Annotated in this window: 18 protein-coding genes and 1 pseudogene; 13 read left to right on the top strand and 6 right to left on the bottom strand. The window is 53.5% G+C overall.

The window, feature by feature from the left end:
• Window positions 1-75: 75 nt before the first annotated feature.
• The 3 genes and pseudogenes from JHD74_RS23320 to yeiP form a co-directional block, all read left to right on the top strand.
• Window positions 76-234 (top strand): annotated as a pseudogene (locus JHD74_RS23320) (DUF1240 domain-containing protein); the annotation flags it as partial.
• A gap of 451 nt (window positions 235-685) precedes the next feature.
• Window positions 686-1,930, top strand: a complete 1,245-nt coding sequence (gene mtr / locus JHD74_RS23315) for a tryptophan permease (protein ID WP_021805860.1) — start codon at window positions 686-688, stop codon at window positions 1,928-1,930.
• Between the two features lie 122 nt (window positions 1,931-2,052).
• Window positions 2,053-2,625, top strand: a complete 573-nt coding sequence (yeiP, locus tag JHD74_RS23310; RefSeq protein WP_021805861.1) for an elongation factor P-like protein YeiP — start codon at window positions 2,053-2,055, stop codon at window positions 2,623-2,625.
• A gap of 39 nt (window positions 2,626-2,664) precedes the next feature.
• Here the strand turns inward: yeiP and uxuA are convergent, their stop codons facing one another.
• Window positions 2,665-3,855, bottom strand: coding sequence for a mannonate dehydratase (gene uxuA / locus JHD74_RS23305; RefSeq protein ID WP_024528053.1), 1,191 nt, complete (start codon window positions 3,853-3,855; stop codon window positions 2,665-2,667).
• A gap of 341 nt (window positions 3,856-4,196) precedes the next feature.
• Here uxuA and JHD74_RS23300 point away from each other — a divergent pair, with 341 nt between their 5' ends.
• A complete protein-coding gene (locus tag JHD74_RS23300) occupies window positions 4,197-5,678 on the top strand; it encodes a mannitol dehydrogenase family protein (RefSeq protein ID WP_199063607.1) in 1,482 nt (493 codons plus the stop codon).
• Between the two features lie 58 nt (window positions 5,679-5,736).
• Here JHD74_RS23300 and JHD74_RS23295 read toward each other — a convergent pair whose 3' ends face one another.
• Together JHD74_RS23295 and JHD74_RS23290 are read right to left on the bottom strand one after the other, a co-directional pair.
• Complete coding sequence (locus tag JHD74_RS23295; protein ID WP_024528051.1) at window positions 5,737-6,048, bottom strand: type 1 fimbrial protein; 312 nt, start codon at window positions 6,046-6,048, stop codon at window positions 5,737-5,739.
• 314 nt (window positions 6,049-6,362) lie between these two features.
• On the bottom strand, window positions 6,363-6,671 hold the full coding sequence (locus JHD74_RS23290; protein WP_024528050.1) for a type 1 fimbrial protein: 309 nt from the start codon (window positions 6,669-6,671) through the stop codon (window positions 6,363-6,365).
• Window positions 6,672-6,985: 314 nt separating this feature from the next.
• Between JHD74_RS23290 and JHD74_RS23285 the strand changes: the two genes are divergently transcribed.
• From JHD74_RS23285 to yejF, 8 genes are all read left to right on the top strand, one after another.
• A complete protein-coding gene (locus JHD74_RS23285) occupies window positions 6,986-7,960 on the top strand; it encodes a GTP-binding protein (RefSeq protein WP_024528049.1) in 975 nt (324 codons plus the stop codon).
• A 47-nt stretch (window positions 7,961-8,007) separates the two neighbouring features.
• On the top strand, window positions 8,008-8,718 hold the full coding sequence (locus JHD74_RS23280; protein ID WP_199063606.1) for a phosphatase PAP2 family protein: 711 nt from the start codon (window positions 8,008-8,010) through the stop codon (window positions 8,716-8,718).
• 408 nt (window positions 8,719-9,126) lie between these two features.
• Complete coding sequence (mepS, locus tag JHD74_RS23275; protein WP_024528047.1) at window positions 9,127-9,708, top strand: bifunctional murein DD-endopeptidase/murein LD-carboxypeptidase; 582 nt, start codon at window positions 9,127-9,129, stop codon at window positions 9,706-9,708.
• A 331-nt stretch (window positions 9,709-10,039) separates the two neighbouring features.
• Entirely contained in the window at window positions 10,040-11,629 is a 1,590-nt protein-coding gene (locus tag JHD74_RS23270) for a cyclic di-GMP phosphodiesterase (protein ID WP_199063605.1), read from the top strand.
• Window positions 11,630-11,763: 134 nt separating this feature from the next.
• Entirely contained in the window at window positions 11,764-13,572 is a 1,809-nt protein-coding gene (locus JHD74_RS23265; RefSeq protein ID WP_074028229.1) for an extracellular solute-binding protein, read from the top strand.
• 10 nt (window positions 13,573-13,582) lie between these two features.
• Window positions 13,583-14,677 carry a microcin C ABC transporter permease YejB gene (locus tag JHD74_RS23260; RefSeq protein ID WP_021805871.1) on the top strand — a complete coding sequence of 365 codons (1,095 nt, stop codon included), beginning with the start codon at window positions 13,583-13,585 and terminating at the stop codon, window positions 14,675-14,677.
• A complete protein-coding gene (locus tag JHD74_RS23255) occupies window positions 14,674-15,699 on the top strand; it encodes an ABC transporter permease (RefSeq protein ID WP_024528044.1) in 1,026 nt (341 codons plus the stop codon). Before JHD74_RS23260 ends, JHD74_RS23255 begins: the two co-directional genes overlap by 4 nt.
• 1 nt (window position 15,700) lies before the next feature.
• On the top strand, window positions 15,701-17,296 hold the full coding sequence (yejF, locus tag JHD74_RS23250; RefSeq protein ID WP_199063604.1) for a microcin C ABC transporter ATP-binding protein YejF: 1,596 nt from the start codon (window positions 15,701-15,703) through the stop codon (window positions 17,294-17,296).
• Window positions 17,297-17,305: 9 nt separating this feature from the next.
• Here yejF and JHD74_RS23245 read toward each other — a convergent pair whose 3' ends face one another.
• From JHD74_RS23245 to rsuA, 3 genes are all read right to left on the bottom strand, one after another.
• Window positions 17,306-17,650, bottom strand: coding sequence for a YejG family protein (locus JHD74_RS23245; protein WP_021805874.1), 345 nt, complete (start codon window positions 17,648-17,650; stop codon window positions 17,306-17,308).
• A 766-nt stretch (window positions 17,651-18,416) separates the two neighbouring features.
• Window positions 18,417-19,613: a Bcr/CflA family multidrug efflux MFS transporter gene (locus JHD74_RS23240; protein WP_024530608.1), complete on the bottom strand. Its 1,197-nt coding sequence runs from the start codon at window positions 19,611-19,613 to the stop codon at window positions 18,417-18,419.
• 30 nt (window positions 19,614-19,643) lie between these two features.
• A complete protein-coding gene (gene rsuA, locus JHD74_RS23235) occupies window positions 19,644-20,357 on the bottom strand; it encodes a 16S rRNA pseudouridine(516) synthase RsuA (protein WP_065683205.1) in 714 nt (237 codons plus the stop codon).
• Window positions 20,358-20,642: 285 nt separating this feature from the next.
• On the opposite strand from rsuA, the gene JHD74_RS23230 reads away from it, so the two are divergent.
• The coding region (locus JHD74_RS23230) for a DEAD/DEAH box helicase (protein WP_199063603.1) at window positions 20,643-20,874 on the top strand (232 nt) is incomplete at its 3' end.

Below are 20,874 nucleotides of genomic sequence, written 5' to 3'. Positions count from 1 at the left end.
CCCCCCCCCCCCCCCCCCCCCCCCCCCCCCCCCCCCCCCCCCCCCCCCCCCCCATTTTAGATGTGTATAAGAGACAGGTATTTAATCATGATAGCGTTCGCATCATTAGTTTTTAGTTTTCCTATATCCCTGTATGTGAACTACAAACTTAAACATGATGGTTATTTCACATGCGATAGAATTTCTTGGATGTCACCAACGACTTATGTGAAAGATTTATCACTTTGTCGATGAGTGGCATTTCCCGCTATACCCGCCAATTAAACAAAAAAATACATCAGGATACGTAAAGTGACGCCCCTCACCCTAACCCTCTCCCACAGGGAGAGGGGACTGAATATGCTACAAATTAACGTCAGTAACTGGCCTCGGCACCGCAATAACTCCATCTCGCATAGGGCAAATTTTAATGTGCCACTGATAAACTCCAGCACCGGACTACAGCCCCCTTATTACCAGTCACCAAGCATACCGCAGACAGACTTCTGCCCCTGACCACAACGCTATTGCAGCCCCCTCTCCCCGCGGGAGAGGGCTGGGGTGAGGGGAAAACCACCAAAATAACTCCCTAAGCGCTGAAGATTGCACCAATCCCACCAAATATCCGCTTTACATGCACACATCGCGCACGTACCATTAAGCTAGTACAAAAGAACTCAAGGCCAACGGCCAATCAGGAGCAATAATGTCTGCGGACACCATCCAGAAGCTTTCCCGCCCTTCCGTCCTCGGTGGCGCGATGATCATTGCCGGCACCGCCGTAGGTGCAGGTATGTTCTCTATCCCTATTGTAACTTCTGGCGTGTGGTTCAGCGGCTCCGTGGCGCTGCTGATTTATACCTGGTTCTGTATGCTGATCTCCGGGCTGATGATTCTGGAAGCCACCATGAATTATCCGGCGGGCGCCAGCTTCCACACTGTGGTCAAAGATCTGCTTGGCAAAGGCTGGAATACCCTTAACAGCCTGTCGATCACCTTCGTACTCTATATTCTGACCTATGCCTATATCTCGGCGGGCGGTTCGATCATCGCCCATACGCTGGAAGGCGTCTTCGGCGCCAACCAAACTCTGTCTGGATTGGTGTTTGCCATCGTCGTGGCCTTTATCGTCTGGTTATCCACCCGCGCCGTGGATCGCCTTAGCACCATTCTGATCGGCGGCATGGTGATCACCTTTGTATTGTCCGTCGGTGATATGTTCACCCACGTGCAGCCTGCCGTGTTGTTCAACCAGGGCGGCAGCGACGCCAACTACCTGCCCTATGCGCTCGCGGCATTGCCTTACCTGCTGACCTCGTTCGGCTACCACGGCAACGTACCTGGTCTGGTGAAATATTATCAAAAAGACAGCGGTGCCGTGGTGCGCAGCCTGGTATACGGCACCTTGCTGGCGCTGGCGATCTATATCCTGTGGCAGTATGTGATCCAGGGCAATATCGCCCGTGATGCCTTCAAGCAGGTGATCGCCGAAGGGGGCAACATCGGCAGCCTGCTCAAGCAGATGGGTAACGTTTCCAGTAGCTATGCCGTAGGCCAACTGCTTAACGCCTTCTCTTATATGGCGCTGGCCAGTTCATTCCTGGGTGTGTCGCTGGGGCTGTTTGATTTTCTCGCCGACTTCTTCAAGTTCAAGGATAATCAGGCAGGCCGCACCAAATCGGCACTGGTGACCTTCGTGCCGCCAACCCTGGCCGCGTTACTGTTCCCGAACGGTTTCCTTTACGCCATCGGCTTTGCTGGCCTGGCCGCCACCATTTGGGCGGTGATCGTTCCTGCCATGATGGCACGCGCCAGCCGCCGCCGTTTCCCACAGGCCAGCTACCGTGCTCCCGGCGGCCAAGGCATGATCCTGTTCATCATCCTGTTTGGGGCGATTAACGCCGTGGCCCACGTGCTAACGCTATTAGATCTGCTGCCGGTGTTCAAATAAGCCTCAGGGGCGGCCACGGCCGCCCGTTTTCCCCACTCTTTTTGCGCGCGGCTCTTGCCTGAAAAGCACGGCGCGAGTAACTTGTCGCAACTTCCTAAAATCTATGTTGACAGGGTATTCCAATGGCAAGAGCGAACGAAATCAAGCGCGGTATGGCGATCAATTACAACGGCAAACTGCTGCTGGTAAAGGACATCGATGTCCAGAGCCCAAGCGCCCGTGGTGCCAGCACGCTGTATAAAATGCGCTTCTCCGACGTCCGTACCGGGCTGAAGGTAGAAGAGCGTTTTAAAGGCGATGATATTCTGGACACCATCAGCCTGTCCCGCCGCAAGGTAAACTTCTCCTATATTGACGGCGAAGAGTATGTGTTCATGGACGATGAAGACTACACCCCTTATATCTTCAAGAAAGATCAGATCGAAGATGAGCTGCTGTTCATCCCTGAAGCGGGCTTGCCGGGTATGCAGGTACTGACGCTGGATGGCCAGGTGCTGGCGTTAGAGCTGCCGCAGACCGTGGATATGGAGATTGTTGAAACCGCTCCGGGCATCAAAGGGGCTTCTGCCAGTGCGCGTAACAAACCGGCCACCATGGCGACCGGCCTGACCATTCTGGTACCGGAGTACCTGAGCAGCGGTGATAAAATCCGCATTCATATTGCAGAACGCCGCTATATGAGCCGCGCAGACTAGTCAACGGTAGGGGCGCAACCTGAGTGCGCCCTGCTTTTACTAGAGTAATTCCGGGAAAAACCGCCGCTTTAACGCCAGCTCGACCCCACGAACCTCCGCCAAACCTTTCAACCGACCAATGGCCGAATAGCCCGGATTGGTTTTCTTCTTCAGGTCGTCCAGCATCTGGTGACCATGGTCTGGTCGCATTGGGATAGGCCGCAGATCGCCCGCTTTATGACGGCGCTGTTCTTCTGCCAGGATAGCTTCAACCACCGCAACCATATCCACATCCCCTTGCAAGTGCGCCCCTTCATGGAAGGTTTTAGGGTTTTGCTCGCGGCAGGTAGCGCGCAGGTGGGTAAAGTGAATGCGATCGCCAAAGGTTTCAATCATCCGCACCAGATCGTTGTCCGCACGCACGCCGTAAGAACCGGTACACATGGTGAAGCCGTTATAGATGCTATCTACCGTCTCTTTCAGCCACTGCATATCTTCGATAGTGGAAACAATACGTGGCAAGCCGAGGATGGGGCGCGGTGGATCATCGGGATGCACTGCCAACCTGACACCCACCTCTTCCGCCACCGGCACGATAGCGCGCAGGAAGACGGCCATATTTTCGCGCAACTGCGCCTTATTGATATGATCGTACTCCGCCAGCCGGGCACGGAACTGATCGAGCGTGTATCCCTCTTCCGCCCCAGGTAACCCGGCAATGATGTTACCGGTCAGCTTGGCAATATCTGCCGTACTCATCGCCTTGAAATAGCTTTGGGCCTGGGCCTGCTCTTCGTCGGTGTAATCTTTTTCTGCCCCACGGCGGCACAGGATATGCAAATCGAAGGCCGCAAAGGCGATCTGATCAAAGCGTAAGGCCTTGGAACCGTCCGGCAGTGGGTATTCCAGATCGGTACGCGTCCAGTCGAGGATCGGCATAAAGTTGTAGCACACGGTATCAATGCCACATTCCGCCAGGTTGCGCAGCGATTGTTGATAGTTGGCGATATGACGTTGGTAGTTGCCGCTGTGGGTTTTAATTTCCTCGTGCACCGGGATACTTTCCACCACCGACCACACCAGTCCTTTTTCCGCCAACAGAGCCTGCCGCGCCTTGATCTGTTCAACCGGCCACACTTCGCCATTAGGGATATGGTGTAACGCGGTCACTACGCCGGTTGCACCTGCCTGACGCACATCGTCCAGCGAAACCGGATCGTTCGGCCCATACCAACGCCATGTTTGTTCCATTGATTTATCCTTGTAAAAGTCGCTCTGTCATCGTTGAAGCGGTATCGGTGGTGAGGTAGATCGCAAAATCAAATCAATCCTGTTATACCACATTGCAGTAGATATCATTCATCTTTAACCTTACTGATTAGCGGCGTGCTGTCAAAACAGAAACGTCGATTGATTGATCCAACTCACGATCCTGGGATATTTTGGACTGACCAATTTCATTCACCTCTCTACCGCCCTACACTGGCGGTTGTTAACAAATACGCGAGAGCCGGGCATACACCTGCGGCTAACTGGTCTGATAGCTTTATACCAGCGATCAACCGGCCCTTGCTCTCGTCATGGAGCCATTAATGAAAACTATCGCCAACTCACCGTTGCCCGCCAAGACACAACTGCCCCAGTACGATCGCCAGAGCCTGCGCAGCCGAATTGTTCACCTGGGTTTTGGGGCTTTTCACCGCGCTCACCAGGCATTGCTGACCGACAGGGTACTCAACCGTAACGGCGGCGATTGGGGGATCTGCGAGATCAGCCTGTTCGGCGGCGATAAGCTATTCCAGACCCTGCGCGATCAGGATCATCTTTACACCGTGTTAGAAAAGGGCGCGGCGGGCGATCAGGCCATCGTTGTGGGAGCCGTTCACGAAAGCGTACATCGCAAATTAGAAGGCATCGACGCCGTGCTGGAAAAGCTGGCCGAACCGCAGGTGGCGATCGTCTCCATGACCATTACGGAGAAAGGCTACTGCATCGAACCGGGTAGCGGCCAACTGGATCTGCAACACGACGCGATCAAAGCCGATTTGGCTAATCCGACCCAACCCACCACGGTGCCGGGGATCCTCGTGGAAGCACTACGCCGGCGTCGAGAGCGCCATCTACCCGCCTTTAGCGTGTTGTCCTGCGACAACATTCCAGAGAACGGCCACGTGGTACGCAATGCGGTGACCGGGCTGGCCAAAGCGCGCGATCCACAACTCGCCGAGTGGATCGCTCAACACGTCACCTTCCCCAGCACCATGGTCGATCGCATCGTTCCGGCCGCTACGCCAGAAACGTTGGATGAAATCGCCGCCGCTTTGGGTGGCGTGCGTGATGAATGCGCTATTGCCTGTGAACCCTTCATTCAATGGGTGGTGGAAGATAATTTTGTCGCTGGCCGCCCACGCTGGGAGGATGCCGGTGTACAACTGGTGGATGATGTTCTGCCGTTCGAGCAAATGAAACTGCGGATGCTCAACGGCAGCCACTCCTTCCTGGCCTACCTCGGTTATCTGGCGGGTTACCAATACATTGTTGACTGCATGGCAGATGAAAATTATCGCCGCGCCGCACACCATTTGATGTTGAACGAGCAGGCTCCGACGCTGCAGGTCGCTGGCATCGATCTGGCCGCCTACGCCGAGCAGTTGATCGAACGTTACAGCAACCCGGCACTGCAACACCGCACCTGGCAGATCGCTATGGATGGCACGCAAAAGTTGCCTCAGCGCCTGCTGGAATCGATCCGCTGGCATCGGCAATATGGCGGTAGCCATGCGGGGCTCGCGCTTGGCGTCGCGGGCTGGATGCGTTATGTCGGTGGGATTGATGACGCAGGGCAACCGATTGATATCCGCGACCCGATGCTGGCCACGTTGCAACAGGCCGTCAGTTGTTCACAGGACGGTGAACCCCGCGTGGCTGCATTGCTGGCGTTGAAAAGCGTGTTTGGCGATCAGTTGCCAACGGATAGTGCGTTTGTGGCGGAAGTAACACGGGCCTATCTGTCATTGCGCGATCGAGGAGCGCGCCAGACGGTAAAAGATTGGGTAACCACCCAGTTGAATTGATCTCTATCGGCCGCCATGCCAATCAACCAGGCATGACGGCCACTTGACTGAATGTGGATTAACGGTATTCCACCGTCATTATTCCGAGTTTTTTTTGCTGATCCAACCACTTGATTTCGCTCTTGCCGAGATTCTCTGGCAACTCTTTGCTACCGCTCTCCAGGCTCGCTAACTGGTGTTTGCTGGTGTAGTTTTTCCCGTCGCGATAGCATTGCGTTTGTGCCGTTGAGTCAGCGACTTCCACCGTGCAAGGGCCTTCGACAATGGCACCATAGAAGTGGATCACGCCTCCGGTAGCTGCATTGGCCACGCCTGCTGCCAGCCATGAAAACAACATTCCTGCGATCAAAAACAACCGTAAGCTTTTCATGGGCACCTCACTTGTTATTAAGCCAATATAAACCTGAAAAAAAGTTCTTGGATTAAACGCAAGTTAGAGAGGTTTCATCTATTTATCATTTAGTTAGATGGGGTTCCACCTCTCTGGCGGCGCATAATTTATTGCCGCAAAATACAGATTTCAAGTCGGAAAAGTCTTAATTTGATATCCAGTAACGGCCAGTTGGCAGACGGCTTACCGTACGCAGTCCTGGTCAGTCGGTTGGGCAATGAAAGGTATGAAAACGAAACAAAGTGCGGGGTCTGGGGATGTCATGCCGAGCCCCACTCGGCATGACAGAGGACTTAACGATAAATTACCGTCATTATTGCGAGTTTTTTCTGCTGGTCTACCCACCGCATTTCGGTGGTACCGATATTCAGCGGAAGCTCTTTACTGCTGGCATCAAAACTTGCCAGCCTTTGCGTGCCTGTGTAGTTATGCCCGTTACGATAGCATTGGGTATTCGCCGTTGAGTTGCTAACATCTACCGTACAAGGCCCTTCGACAATGGCACCCACGAAGTTGATAACGCCACCTGTGGAACCCGCATGACTTGCTGCCATCCATGAAAACAACGCTCCTGCGATCATAATTAACCGTAAGCTATTCATGGCAACCTCACTTTTGTTAAGCCACTTTAAAGATAGGTTATTTTTTTAGGAATAATCGCAAGGATAGGTGGTTTTTTTTATGGCTAATCGGTGCATTAAGGTCGTGGAAACAATACGGTACGGTACAATTAACTTTGTTAATGCCACGTTTTTTATGGGAAAAGTCCTAACATTTCAGCAGAAAAAAAACGCCAAAAACAGGCGGTTTTCATGCTTATATTTGTGATCTGGCACGCCTATGTGCAAACGCGATAAAAAAGCAAATAATTGCTCACTTTCAATCAATTGAAAACATCATTAACGGGGATCTCCAAATGACAAAAACCAATCTGATCACAGGCTTTCTCGGTAGCGGGAAAACCACCACCATTCGACACCTGTTGGCCACCAAGCCGGAAAATGAGCGCTGGGCCGTGCTGGTCAACGAGTTTGGCGAGATTGGTATCGATGGCGCCCTGTTGGCCGACAGCGGTGCGGTGTTGAAAGAGATCCCCGGTGGCTGCATGTGCTGCGTTAACGGGTTACCTATGCAGGTAGGGTTGAATATGTTGTTGCAACAGACCAAACCCGACCGGTTACTGATTGAACCCACTGGATTAGGCCACCCCAAGCAGATCCTGGCGCTGTTGACTCAGGAAACCTATGGCGGATGGATCGATTTGCTGGCAACGATCTGTGTGCTTGATCCCCGCCAACTTGGCGAACCTCGCTATAGCGAAAATGAAAATTTTCGCGATCAACTGGCTGCGGCCGACGTCATCATCGCCAATAAAATGGATACCTGGCAGCCGCAAGATGCTCAGGCACTGGAAGCCTGGCAAACGTTACATGGCCAGCAGCGGCCGGTCTTTTCCATTGAGCAAGGGCGCATGGATATCACGCTGTTGGATCGGCCACGCACCAATTGCACAGAATTGCCGGACGCACAGCATCATCATAGCCACGCCAAGACCCAAGGATTAGCGGCGTTGCGTTTGCCTGAAAACTCCCGCTGGCGCCGAGCCCTCAACCAAGGCCAAGGATTCACCAGCTGCGGCTGGATTTTCGATGGGGAAACCGTCTTTGATACCGTCGGTATGATGGAATGGATCAGGCTAGCTCCGGTTGAGCGGGCCAAGGCGGTCGTACGCATTGCCGAAGGCAGTTTGCTGATCAACCGCCAAGGGCAGGATCTCAGTATCGAGACGCGTCCCACCGCTCCGCTCGACAGCCGTATCGAATTGATCCACAGCGACGAGGCCAACTGGAATGCTTTGCAATCGGCCTTGTTTAATATCCGTTTAAGTTAATGCTTTTAACGTTGGCATTATTTTTTTGATTTTTTTACAGGTTAGCCATGACACGCCGCAATTTACCCTTCATCCTCATGCTCAACGTCTTGGGCATCGTGCTATTTCTTTCCTGGTATTTACCCAAGGATCACGGGTTCTGGTTCAAGATTGACTCAGCAATCTTTTTCTTCTTCAACCAACATCTGGCCAGCGATGCCTGGTTTCTGAGAATGGTGGCGATCACCAACAATCGAGTATTCGACGTCATTTCGCTCATCGCCATGGGGCTACTGTACCTTTTCTTCTACCTCAAGCAGGATGCCTTTGGACGCCGCCGTCTGATCGTTACCGGCGTCGTGATGTTGTTAACGGGAGTGGTGCTCAACCAGTTTGGTCACCTGCTGCCGGTAAAACACGCCAGCCCCACCCTGACCTTTGACAATATCAACCGGGTCAGCGAACTCACCGGGATCCCAACCAAAGACGCCTCCAGCGACAGCTTCCCTGGCGATCATGGCATGATGCTGTTGATTTTCTCCTGCTTTATGCTGCGCTACTTTAACCGCACGGCATTTGCCATCGCGCTGCTGATCACCCTGGTCTTCTGCCTGCCACGCATCATGATCGGTGCACATTGGTTTACCGATATTGCCGTCGGTTCGCTGTCGGTGGTGATGGTCGGTACCAGTTGGTGGCTGATGACTCCGGCCAGCGATGTTGTGATCCACTGGTTGAACTGCAGATTACCTGGTAAGTATCGCCCAACGCAGCCATAACTTTAGATTATGATAGCCGGGAGGCCAGCGCCTCTCGGTGATTTACCTGTCGCATCTTGTTTACTCAACAACCACACCGTTAACATGCCTACCCCATTAATTAACGCCAATCCAACATAACCGCTGAACCGCGTTTTTTTATATGAAGATTTACATTATGTTACATCACAATTTCATATAAAGAATGTCGGAAAAAGGCTCGCAATCCTCACTTCATTCCGGTACTCTCGGATGCGTTTGTGCCTGGTTTGGCTTGGCTCGTTAGTAAAAATCCGAAAACTGTGCGTTCCTGCACATTTCCGATGCTAACTGATTGTCCTTCCTGCCGGTGCCAACTAGTCTCGTTCCGTTTGGTATTTTTCAGATAACGACTAGCGTCGTTAAGGACTTCAAGGGAAAACAATTACAATGGTCAAATCTCAACCTTTTCTGAGATATTTTTTGCGGGTGTTACCTGCAATTGCGGCAGCCTTGGTGCTCTCCGCCTGTAGCTCAACAAACACTTCGAAGTTAGATAGATCACAAACTGAGATGCATGCAGTTAATGACAAAAACGGTCTTTTACTGCAAGCCTCTCAGGATGAATTCGAAGCGATGGTACGTAACGTTGACGTCAAGTCAAAGATTATGGACCAGTATGCTGATTGGAAAGGCGTCCGCTATCGTTTAGGTGGTGAAAGCAAGCGCGGCATTGATTGCTCGGCGTTTGTACAACGTACCTTCCGCGAACAGTTTGGTATGGATCTGCCCCGCTCAACCTATGAGCAAGAAGATATGGGCAAGCAAATCCAACGCGCCAAACTGCGTCCAGGTGATTTAGTGCTGTTCCGTGCCGGTTCTACTGGCCGCCACGTCGGCATCTATCTGGGTAATGACAAATTCGTTCATGCCTCTACCAGCAGTGGTGTGACAATCTCCAGCCTTTCGGATAACTATTGGGATAAACGTTATCGTGAAGGCCGCCGGTTACTGGGTAAAAGTTCCAGCTAACGGCGTAGTATCTGAATCAAGTCCTGAAAACCAAACAAACGAGACGAGAACGCTGCCCCAGGGCAGCGTTTTTTTTCACTGTAACGCTGGCGCCGAACAAACCCGCATCGCTATTTTCGATTATCACTGCGCCAGAAACCACGCAACGGTTGAAAAAATAGCCTATCATCGTCAAGTGACATGCCATTTCGTCACGCGCTATTTACGCTGTGTCTAAACAGACAGCCTTAGCGCAAGCCAAGCGAATAATGACGCAGGCAGGATCGGTGGGATATATTAATCACCAATAATATAACAAGAATATTTTTATGCTGCGCTCAGGGGGCGAGTAATGGGATTGAAGGGAGCATTTGCACGCCATGCGTCCAACACACGGCGTAGCCTGACTAAAAGCTGTATTGTCGCAGTCGTTTTCTTCCTTGTTTTTACCTCTGTCACTTTATTTCTGATCGATCATCAGCGCACGCAATATCAGCATAAAATCGAAACCCGTACGCAAAAATATGCCGTTAATTATCTCGATTATCTGCAAGAAATCATGCAGCAAATCATGCCGCTTACGGGGAAATCCTGCGAACAGGCCAAGTCCGACCTGACCTATCGTGCCGCTTTTACCACCGGCGTACGCACCTTTGTGCTGGTCAAAGACGGCTTTGCCTATTGCTCTTCGGCAACCGGTAACATGATGCTGGGAATGAGCCATATCTATTCCGATATTGACTGGCATAAACCACTGGATATGGCATTACAGCAAGGCACACCGATGGTACCGGGAAAACCGGCGATTGCCGTGTGGCTGCGCCAACCCGGGCCAGGCAACACCGGCATATTAGCCACGCTGGATCTCACCCTGGCGCCCTACCTGCTGCTCAGTTCACCCGATAGAGATACTCCCGGATTTGCCATCGTGATCGGCGAGCATGCGGTAACCACCTTCGGCACTAATATGATGCCGCTGGCGCAATTACCTAAAAGCCAAGCCAGCCGGCTAGCCGTCCCGGGCTATCCACTGAGTATGATCTTCTACCATCAATCCCTGACGGCTAATGATATCCGTTTGACCGTGTTGGGCAGCCTGGTACTCTCCCTGATGGTGGGCGCGCTGTATTACTATATGCAGATACTGCGTCAAAGCCCCGAACGCGCGCTGATGAGAGGCATCAAACACAATGAGATCTTTGTTGAATATCAACCAGTGTTCCATTCCGCAACCAACACCATCGCCGGTCTTGAGGCATTGATACGCTGGCAGCATCCCACCGAGGGGCGCATTCCACCCGATCTGTTTATCCCCTATGCCGAAAGCGAAGGGTTGATCGTGGCGTTGACCCGCCACCTGTTCCGTAGGATCGTGGCCGATATCCCGCAATTGGTGCAAGCTCTGCCACGGGGCGCCAAACTGGGCATCAATCTTGCCCCTTCTCACCTTAATGCGCCTTCGTTCCATGACGATATCACCGAACTGCTGGCTAAGTTGCCGACCGACTATTTCACCGTGGTGTTTGAAATCACCGAGCGCGGCATGGTGGAAGAACAAAACGCCTTGGAAGAGTTTGAGTGGCTGCACCGCCAGGGCGTTGAGATCGCCGTGGATGACTTTGGTACCGGCCACAGCGCCTTAATCTATCTACAACGCTTCACCCTGGATTACCTCAAGATCGACCGCGGTTTTGTCAATACCATCGGCCAGGATACGGCGACCGCTCCCGTCCTGGATGCTGTGATCTCGTTGTCTAAAAAACTGAACATGCTGACCGTGGCGGAAGGGGTAGAAACCGCCGAACAGGTGAGTTTCCTGCAAGAACGCGACGTTAATTTTATGCAGGGCTATTATTTCAGTAAGCCACTGGGTATTGAGGAGTTTGTGGCCTTTTGCCAGAATAAGGCCGTTTTTGATTATCGGGCCGCAGTTAATCCCTGATATTTAAACTTCTTTACTCAGAAAACCAGCCTGAAATGCTATGCTACCGGCTGGATTAATTGACTTATATCCGACGTATTCCAAGTCTTGGCTTGAAAGGCGACGGGTATAGATAGCAGGAGCTTACCGTAGAGATGTCCGTACGCATTTTTGCTGCCTTGGTGCTTTCGGCACTCAGTTTTAGCATGCAGGCCGAAACCCTTAATGAAAGCTACGCTTTCGCCACGCTCGGTGAGCCGAAATATTCCACCGACTTTAGCCATTTTGACTACGTGAACCCGGCTGCCCCCAAGGGCGGCGATGTTCGGCTGGCAGCCATCGGCACCTATGATAACTTCAACCGTTTCGCCTCGCGTGGCGTGCCCGGTGAAAGAACCGGGGAACTCTACGATACGCTGTTCACCAGCTCGGACGATGAGCCTTCCAGCTATTATCCTTTGATTGCTGAATCGGCTCGTTACCCGGCAGATATGCGTTGGATGGAGCTGGATATCAACCCACGCGCGCGCTTCCATGATGGTAGCCCGATCACCGCCGCCGACGTGGCCTTCACCTTCAACAAATTTATGACCGAAGGGGTGCCGCAATTCCGTTCGTCGTATAAAGGCGTCACCGTCAAGGCCATCTCCCGTCTGACTGTGCGCATAGAACTCCCCAAACCGGATAGAGATCAGCTACTCGGCCTATTAAGCCTGCCGGTGATGCCAGAAAGCTTCTGGAAAGACCATAAACTGAATGAGCCACTGACTGTTCCCCCACTAAGCAGTGGCCCTTATAAAATCAGCAGCTACCGATTGGGTCAGTACATTACCTACGAGCGCGTACGCGACTATTGGGCCGCCAATCTGCCAGTGAATCGTGGGCGCTATAACTTCGATACGCTGCGTTATGACTACTACCTGGACGATAAGGTGGCGCTGGAAGCCTTTAAGGCCGGGGCTTACGATTTCCGCGTCGAAGGTTCGCCTAAAAGCTGGGCCACTCAATATCAGGGCGGCAACTTTGCACGCAACTTCATCATCAAACAGGATGAAACCAATCAGGCGGCACAGAATGCCCGCTGGTTAGCGTTCAATATCCAGCGCCCGATTTTCGCCGATCGCCGAGTGCGGGAAGCCATTACCCTGGCCTTCGACTTCGACTGGATGAACAAGGCGCTGTATTACGATGCCTATCAGCGCGCCAACAGCTATTTCCAGAATACCGAGTACGCTGCCACCGGCTACCCAGATGCTGCGGAACTGGTCTGGCTGGCCCCGCTGAAAGGCAAAGTGCCAGCAGAAGTGTTTACCTCGATCTATCAGCCTCCAACATCCGACGGCAGCGGCAATGATCGAGCTAACCTGCTGAAAGCCACCGAGTTGCTTAAACAGGCCGGCTGGGAAGTGAAAAACCAGCAGTTGGTCAACAGCAAAACCGGTAAACCCTTTACCTTTGAGCTGATGCTACCAAGCGGTAGCAATTTCCAATATGTGCTGCCTTTCCAGCATAACCTGAAGCGGTTGGGCATCGATATGCAGATCCGTGAGATCGACATCAGCCAATTCACCCGCCGCATGCGCGAACGTGACTTTGATATGATGCCGAGGGTCTACCCCGCTATGCCGTTCCCCAACTCCAACCTGCAAATCTATTGGGCCACAGAATATCTGAATTCCAGCTACAACAGCCCTGGCGTCAGCGATCCGGCTGTCGATGCCCTGATAGAACAGATCATGAAGCATCAAGGAGATGAAAAAGCGTTACTGTCCCTTGGCCGTGCGCTGGATCGGGTGTTGACCTGGAACATGTATATGCTGCCGATGTGGTACTCCAATCACGACCGTTACGCCTATTGGGACAAATTCTCTTCGCCAGCGGTACGCCCGGCCTATTCAATCGGGTTCGACAACTGGTGGTTCGACGTCAACAAGGCGGCACGCTTGCCGGCGCAACGGCAATAAGGAGCCTCCGGTGGCCGCTTATCTGATACGCAGATTACTGCTGGTGATCCCCACGCTGTGGGCGATCATCACCATTAACTTTTTCATCGTGCAAATCGCCCCCGGTGGGCCGGTCGACCAGGCCATTGCCTCTATTGAGATGGGGCAAACCAGCGGATTTGGCGGCGGAGGCGCGGGTGAAGGCCTTGGGCACATGAAGGCTGGCGCGGGCAACGTGGCCGAAGGCCAATACCGTGGCTCACGCGGCCTGGATCCCGAAGTGATCGCCGAGATCACCAAGCGTTACGGCTTCGACAAGCCGCTCCACGAACGCTATTTCACCATGCTGTGGAACTATATGCGCCTCGATTTCGGCGAAAGCCTGTTCCGCGGTGCCTCGGTGATGCAGCTGATTGGCCAGAGTCTGCCGGTTTCCGCGACCCTGGGGCTATGGAGTACACTGATCATCTATCTGGTGTCGATCCCGCTGGGTATCCGTAAGGCCATCCACAACGGCAGCGCCTTTGACACCTGGAGCAGCACGCTGATTATCATCGGCTACGCCATTCCGGCATTCCTGTTCGCCATCCTGATGATCGTGCTATTCGCCGGTGGCAGCTATCTGGACTGGTTCCCGCTGCGCGGGCTGGTTTCCAGCAACTTCGACACGCTGCCGTGGTACGGGAAAATCACCGATTATCTGTGGCACATTACCCTGCCAGTGCTGGCAACGGTGATCGGCGGCTTTGCCGCCCTGACCATGCTGACCAAAAACTCGTTTCTTGATGAGATCCGCAAACAGTACGTGGTCACCGCCCGCGCCAAAGGGCTGGACGAGAAGAAAATCCTTTACCGCCACGTGTTCCGTAACGCCATGCTGCTGGTGATCGCCGGTTTCCCGGCCACCTTTATCAGCATGTTTTTCACCGGTTCATTGTTAATCGAAGTGATGTTCTCGCTCAACGGCCTCGGGCTGCTGGGCTACGATGCCACCCTGCAACGCGACTATCCGGTGATGTTCGGAACGCTTTACATATTTACCCTGATCGGCCTGCTGTTGAATATCGTCAGCGATATCACCTATACCCTGGTCGATCCGCGCATTGATTTCGAGGGCCGTCAATGAGCCGCTTAAGCCCTATCAATCAGGCCCGCTGGGCACGTTTTCGCAGCAACCGCCGTGGTTACTGGTCGTTGTGGATTTTTCTGGTGGCCTTTGCGCTCAGCCTGGCCGCCAACCTGATCGCCAACGACCGGCCGTTGCTGGTGCGCTATGAGGGCCGGCTGTATGTGCCCTTTATGGTCAACTATAGCGAAACGACCTTCGGTGGGGAGCTGAATACCACTACCGATTTTCAGGATCCCTTTGTTATCAAGCAGATTGAGCAACACGGCTGGGCCATCTGGGCCCCGATCCGCTTTAGCTACAACACCATCAACTTTGCCACTGAAGTGCCCTTCCCATCGCCGCCGTCACGCCAAAACCTGCTCGGCACCGACAGTAACGGCAGCGATGTGCTGGCCCGGGTGCTGTACGGTTTCCGTATCTCAATGCTGTTCGGGCTGGCGCTAACGCTGTGTTCCAGCGTGATTGGTATCTGTGCGGGAGCGACGCAGGGCTATTACGGCGGCCGATTCGATCTTTGGGGGCAACGGCTGATCGAGGTTTGGTCGGGGATGCCAACGCTGTTCCTGATCATCCTGCTGTCCAGCATCATCCAACCCAATTTCTGGTGGCTGTTGGGCATCACCATCCTGTTTGGTTGGATGAGCCTGGTGGGCGTAGTGCGTGCCGAATTCCTGCGTACCCGTAATTACGACTACATTCGTGCCGCCAGAGCGATGGGCGTGCCGGATCGCGTGATTATGTATCGCCACATGCTGCCTAACGCCATGGTGGCCACTCTGACCTTCCTGCCGTTTATTCTGTGCGGTTCGATCACCACCCTCACCTCTCTCGATTTCCTCGGCTTCGGCTTGCCGCTCGGTTCGCCTTCGTTGGGTGAGCTCCTTCTACAGGGCAAAAACAACCTGCAAGCTCCGTGGTTGGGCATTACCGCCTTCCTGGTGCTGGCAGTGTTGCTCTCACTGTTAATCTTTATCGGCGAAGCGGTGCGCGACGCCTTCGACCCAAGCAAGGCGCATTAATATGACCACTCCTCTGCTCGCTATTCAGGATCTCAGCATCGCCTTCCGCCAGGGAGGCAACTTGAATCAGGTGGTCAACGGTGTCTCGTTACAGGTGGAACAAGGGGAAACGCTGGCGTTGGTGGGTGAATCCGGCTCAGGCAAAAGCGTCACCGCTCTCTCCGTGCTGCGGTTGCTGCCTTCCCCGCCGGTGGTGTATCCCGGTGGGGATATTCTGTTTAACGGCAACTCACTGTTACATGCATCGGAAGCCGAACTACGCAAAGTGCGTGGCAACCAGATCTCGATGATTTTCCAGGAGCCGATGGTGTCGCTCAACCCGCTGCACACTATCGAAAAACAACTGGCTGAAGTGCTGATGCTCCACATGGGCATGCGCCGTGATAGCGCTCGCGCCGAAATCATTCAGTGCCTCGATCGGGTGGGCATACGTAACGCCAAAGGGCGCCTGAAGGATTATCCCCATCAACTCTCCGGCGGAGAACGTCAGCGCGTGATGATCGCCATGGCGGTGCTGACCAAACCCAAGCTGTTGATTGCCGACGAGCCAACTACCGCGCTAGACGTAACCATTCAAGCGCAGATCCTGATGCTGCTGAAAGAGTTAAAGCAGGAACTGGGGATGGGATTGCTGTTTATCACCCACAACCTGAACATCGTGCGCCGGTTGGCGGATAACGTGGCGGTGATGCGCCAAGGGTTGTGTGTAGAGCAAAATAGCCGTGACGGCCTGTTTAGCGCCCCACAGCACGCCTATACCCGTCAGCTATTGGCTGCGGAAGACGTGGGCGAGCCTCTGCCGCTTCCGGCCAGCAATAAGCCCATGCCGCTGCTGAAAGTGGAACACCTGCAGGTCAGTTTCCCGATCAAACGTGGCCTGTTACGGCGCATCGTCGATCAGAACTACGCGCTGAAAGATCTGAGCTTCGAGATACAGCCTGGGGAAAGCGTGGGCCTGGTGGGCGAATCGGGTTCAGGCAAGAGCACGACGGGCCTGGCGCTGCTGCGCTTGTTGAGCTCAAAAGGTGAGATATGGTTTGATGGCCAACCACTGCATCAGTTCAATAACCAGCAGATGTTGCCTTACCGCAGCCGGATGCAGATCGTGTTCCAGGACCCTTATTCCGCGCTGAACCCACGCCTGAACATACTGCAAATCATCGCTGAAGGGCTGGAGATCCACCAGCAACTGACCGCAGAGCAACGCGAACAGCGGGTGATTGAGGCGTTAGAGGAAGTCGGATTGGATCCGGCCCTGCGCTATCGTTATCCCACGGAGTTTTCAGGTGGGCAGCGCCAGCGTATCGCCATTGCCCGCGCGCTGATCCTGCAACCGCAGCTGTTGATCCTGGATGAACCGACGTCCTCGTTGGATAAATCGGTACAGGCGCAGATCCTGACGCTGCTGAAGTCACTTCAGCTTCGTCACCGGCTGGCCTATCTGTTTATCAGCCACGATTTGCAGGTGGTTCGATCGTTGTGCCATCAGGTGATCGTACTGCGTCAGGGAGAAGTCGTGGAGCAGGGTGACTGCCAAACGATTTTCAACGCACCTGCTGCTGCCTATACGCAGCAGTTATTGCAGTTGGTTGATTAGCGGCATCATTCAGAAGGGGTACTGCGCGCTGAGCTGCTCGGCAATCGCCGCACCGACGTTTTTCAATCGGCACATGGCGGCACTCTCATCGCATTGGTGAACGAACAGGCAAGGCTCGCCTTCCCATTCAACGATGGAGCAATTGACCTGGATCTCTTGCAGAGACAGGTTGAGCTGCTGCATGACCCGCCAGGCTTCGCGCCCGTCATGGCTGAGCAGCTTGAGGCCGATCAGATCGTTATCTTCGTCTATGCCGCTAAGCGGTATCGGTTCAACCTTGCTGCCGGTAAAACCTGATAGCCAACGATAACTTTGCGGCAAGCGATGCACTACCGAAAGCTGGAAACTATCCACATGAAATCCCTAGTATGAAAAGATGAAACACTTTTTACATCACAGGATGACTTAGTTATAGCCGGGATCATCCGACTTTGCCGCCCACAAATGTTATTTTTAAGTAAAATTTGCAACAAACAATTAACTGCATCCTGCGCTTGCTGATATCACTCAGTTTTTCTCCACCGTAGAAGGTTCTCTCACGGCATTTTGCGACTCAGCTCGCATTTTTGCGTTATATGTAACCCTTTCCCGCCGCGATCTCAACATTTTTTTCTTGCAATGCGGTTACTTTACAATCGGTATAATTTTACATTATGCAAACATATCGCTCAAATACCCAAGGCAGGTTAAATCAATAATACTTTGATTTAAAATAAAATAAGGCCAATTAACCGCTAAGAAAACGCCCCACCAACCAGCGGGTTGCACCTCTGGCCACCTGACAAAATAACGCTGCCATATTTAACAAAAAAACTACAGTTCGTTTGACCGCTGTTTAGTTAGCCTGCATATATTTAGCAACAAACTTAAACTTGCAAGCAGGTAGATTGGGGTTTAATTGCCTTTGATCTCCCTCTCCCCAAGGAGAGGGAGCTGGGCCGGAGCTGTCATCAAGTGCAGAAGTCAGTCTGTGGTTCGTTCAGTAACATCAAGGGCGGAGATCAGGTACAGGACTTAACATGTGGCTCATTCATTGGAAGAGCAAAGGTGAGCTCAGTAACGATAAAACAGCTCGATCGGTCCCCTCTCCCTGTGGGAGAGGGTTAGGGTGAGGGGCAAATCAGGCAGGGTTATTGCGCGGGCGGCTGGCATAAAAATAGAACAACACCGCAACGATGCTGCACAGCGCCATCGATGAAACCATCGGCCATGCGCTTTTGCCTGGCGCCATGGACAGTATCGCCCCGACCAGTGCGCCAATGCTGAAGCGCAACGTCCCAGCCAGCGAAGAGGCTGTTCCCGCCATATGGGGGAAATCGTCCAGGATCACCGCCATCGCGTTAGACGAGATCATGGCGATACAGCCGAGATAAACCGCCACCCCGAGCACCAGTGCCCAGAAACCCAGCCCGCTGGCGGTGACTGCCAGCAACCATACACCCATCGTCAATTGCACAAATAGACCAAGGCGGAACATTTTGACTGCCCCCAGGCGGCGCACGTTGCGGCTATTGATCAGGGTCGTCAGGAACAGAAACACGATGTTCAGCGCAAAGTAATAACCAAAATGCTGCGGTGAAACGTTATTCAGCTCGATATAGACAAACGGCCCGGCGCTGAGGAAAGAAAACATCCCGGCAAACGAGAAAGCACTGGCCAGCATATAGCTCAGCACGCGCTTGTGGCGGAACAACGAGCCGAAATTCCTCAACGTGGTGCGCAGATGGAATTTTTGCCGCCGCTCCTTGGGCAACGTCTCCTTGATAAAGAACGCCACCAGTACCGACCCCAACAGCGCCGCTGCCCCCATGGTCCAGAAGATGGCATGCCAGCTGAACCATAGCAGCAGCACGCCACCGATCATCGGAGCCAACAATGGCGCAATGGTCATCACCAGGATCACGAACGACATCATGCGTGAGAACTCGTCCTTGGTGAACATGTCACGCATCAGGGCGTTGATCACCACGCTTGCCGCCGCTGCAGCCAGCCCGTGCAGGAAACGCAAGTTGATCAGTTGCTCCACCGATTGGGCCATCGCACAGGCCCCACCGGCGATAGCAAAAATCAGCGTGCCCCACAGGATCACCGGTTTGCGACCAATGCTGTCGGACATCGGCCCATAGAACAGTTGACCAACGGCAAAGCCCAGCATGTAGGCGCTGAGCGTCATCTGCACCCGGCCCGACTCCACGCCAAACTCCTGAGCGATTATCGGCATGCTGGGCAAGTACATGTCGATCGCCAACGGCATCAGCATGGACAGCAGGCCCAGAATAAAGATCAAACCGAGGTGAGAGGTCCGGTTCTGTTGCACGTTCAACGACTCCTTGGTCGGTCGCAAAAATTAATCCAGCAGGTGCGGGGCGCCTACGCTGGCAATCTCTTCTTCGGTCAGCGGGCGATATTCTCCCGGTGCCAAATCGTCATCCAACACAATGGCGCCAATACGCTCACGGTGTAATTCGATGACCCGGTTACCCACGGCTGCAAACATGCGCTTCACCTGATGGTAACGCCCTTCGCTTATGGTAAGACGCACCAGGGTATCTTCGATTTTTTCCAACTTCGCGGGCTTGGTCAGATCTTTTTCGTTATGCAGTTGCACGCCTTGCTCGAACTGCTGAGCAGTATCGGCGGCCAACGGATGTTCCAACGTCACCAGATAGGTTTTCTCACACTGGTGGCGCGGTGAGGTGATGCGGTGCGACCATTGGCCGTCATCGGTCATCAGTACCAGGCCGGTGGTATCAATATCCAGCCGCCCTGCCGCATGCAGCTTGTATGCAACGGGTTCATCCAGGAAATAGAGCACGGTTGGATGATCCGGGTCGTCGGTAGAGCACACATAACCCTGTGGCTTATTGAGCATGAAGTAACGTGGCCCGTTCAGCTGTGACAACACGTTGCCATCAAACCGCACTTCCTGTTCCGGAGCCAGCTTGAGCGCCCCGCTCTTGACCACTTCACCGTCTACGGTGACACGTTTTGCACGGAGTTCACGCGCTACCAGCGCACGGCTGATACCCAACTGCTGAGATAAAAACTTGTCCAGTCGCATTGAATCTGCTTTGCCTGTCGTTGTTATGATCGCATTGATCTGGTTGCTAAATATGACGCCCCGTTGTCGCACCAGGTGCAAAAAACAGGTTCGAAGAGGATGTTCGCGTAGGGAAGCCGCTTAGTATAGCGACGGAAACGATGCCATAACAGGAGTAATTTCCATGCTTCTCGCACTGCGTAGCCGCAGAAGGCATAATAATAGAAATTTTTCCGCCGTCTGAGGAGCAAAATGTCACAATTTCAGTGGAATGTTACAGCCCACTTCAGCGAGCGGTACTAACGCATGGCTTTTACCCTACGCCCCTATCAGTTGGAAGCGGTCGACGCCACCATCAAGCATTTCCGACAGCACCCTGAACCGGCCCTGATTGTGCTGCCAACCGGCGCTGGCAAAAGCCTGGTGATCGCCGAGTTGGCAAAACGCGCCCGTGGCCGGGTGTTAGTGCTAGCCCACGTTAAAGAGCTGGTGGCGCAAAACCATAGCAAATACTGCGCTTACGGCCTGGAGGCCGACA

This window comes from Serratia sp. ASV30 (genome assembly GCF_016428815.1).
GTDB classification, from domain to species: domain Bacteria; phylum Pseudomonadota; class Gammaproteobacteria; order Enterobacterales; family Enterobacteriaceae; genus Chania; species Chania fonticola_C.
Note: the sequence above shows the minus strand (reverse complement) of the source record. Positions and strands in the feature narration are given on the sequence as shown.

What these genes read in the sequence shown, in the direction of transcription:
- mtr (WP_021805860.1), top strand. Translation starts at nt 686, where the DNA reads ATGTCTGCGGACACCATCCAGAAGCTTTCCCGCCCTTCCGTCCTCGGT.
- yeiP (WP_021805861.1), top strand. Translation starts at nt 2,053, where the DNA reads ATGGCAAGAGCGAACGAAATCAAGCGCGGTATGGCGATCAATTACAAC.
- uxuA (WP_024528053.1), bottom strand. Translation starts at nt 3,855, where the DNA reads ATGGAACAAACATGGCGTTGGTATGGGCCGAACGATCCGGTTTCGCTG.
- JHD74_RS23300 (WP_199063607.1), top strand. Translation starts at nt 4,197, where the DNA reads ATGAAAACTATCGCCAACTCACCGTTGCCCGCCAAGACACAACTGCCC.
- JHD74_RS23295 (WP_024528051.1), bottom strand. Translation starts at nt 6,048, where the DNA reads ATGAAAAGCTTACGGTTGTTTTTGATCGCAGGAATGTTGTTTTCATGG.
- JHD74_RS23290 (WP_024528050.1), bottom strand. Translation starts at nt 6,671, where the DNA reads ATGAATAGCTTACGGTTAATTATGATCGCAGGAGCGTTGTTTTCATGG.
- JHD74_RS23285 (WP_024528049.1), top strand. Translation starts at nt 6,986, where the DNA reads ATGACAAAAACCAATCTGATCACAGGCTTTCTCGGTAGCGGGAAAACC.
- JHD74_RS23280 (WP_199063606.1), top strand. Translation starts at nt 8,008, where the DNA reads ATGACACGCCGCAATTTACCCTTCATCCTCATGCTCAACGTCTTGGGC.
- mepS (WP_024528047.1), top strand. Translation starts at nt 9,127, where the DNA reads ATGGTCAAATCTCAACCTTTTCTGAGATATTTTTTGCGGGTGTTACCT.
- JHD74_RS23270 (WP_199063605.1), top strand. Translation starts at nt 10,040, where the DNA reads ATGGGATTGAAGGGAGCATTTGCACGCCATGCGTCCAACACACGGCGT.
- JHD74_RS23265 (WP_074028229.1), top strand. Translation starts at nt 11,764, where the DNA reads ATGTCCGTACGCATTTTTGCTGCCTTGGTGCTTTCGGCACTCAGTTTT.
- JHD74_RS23255 (WP_024528044.1), top strand. Translation starts at nt 14,674, where the DNA reads ATGAGCCGCTTAAGCCCTATCAATCAGGCCCGCTGGGCACGTTTTCGC.
- yejF (WP_199063604.1), top strand. Translation starts at nt 15,701, where the DNA reads ATGACCACTCCTCTGCTCGCTATTCAGGATCTCAGCATCGCCTTCCGC.
- rsuA (WP_065683205.1), bottom strand. Translation starts at nt 20,357, where the DNA reads ATGCGACTGGACAAGTTTTTATCTCAGCAGTTGGGTATCAGCCGTGCG.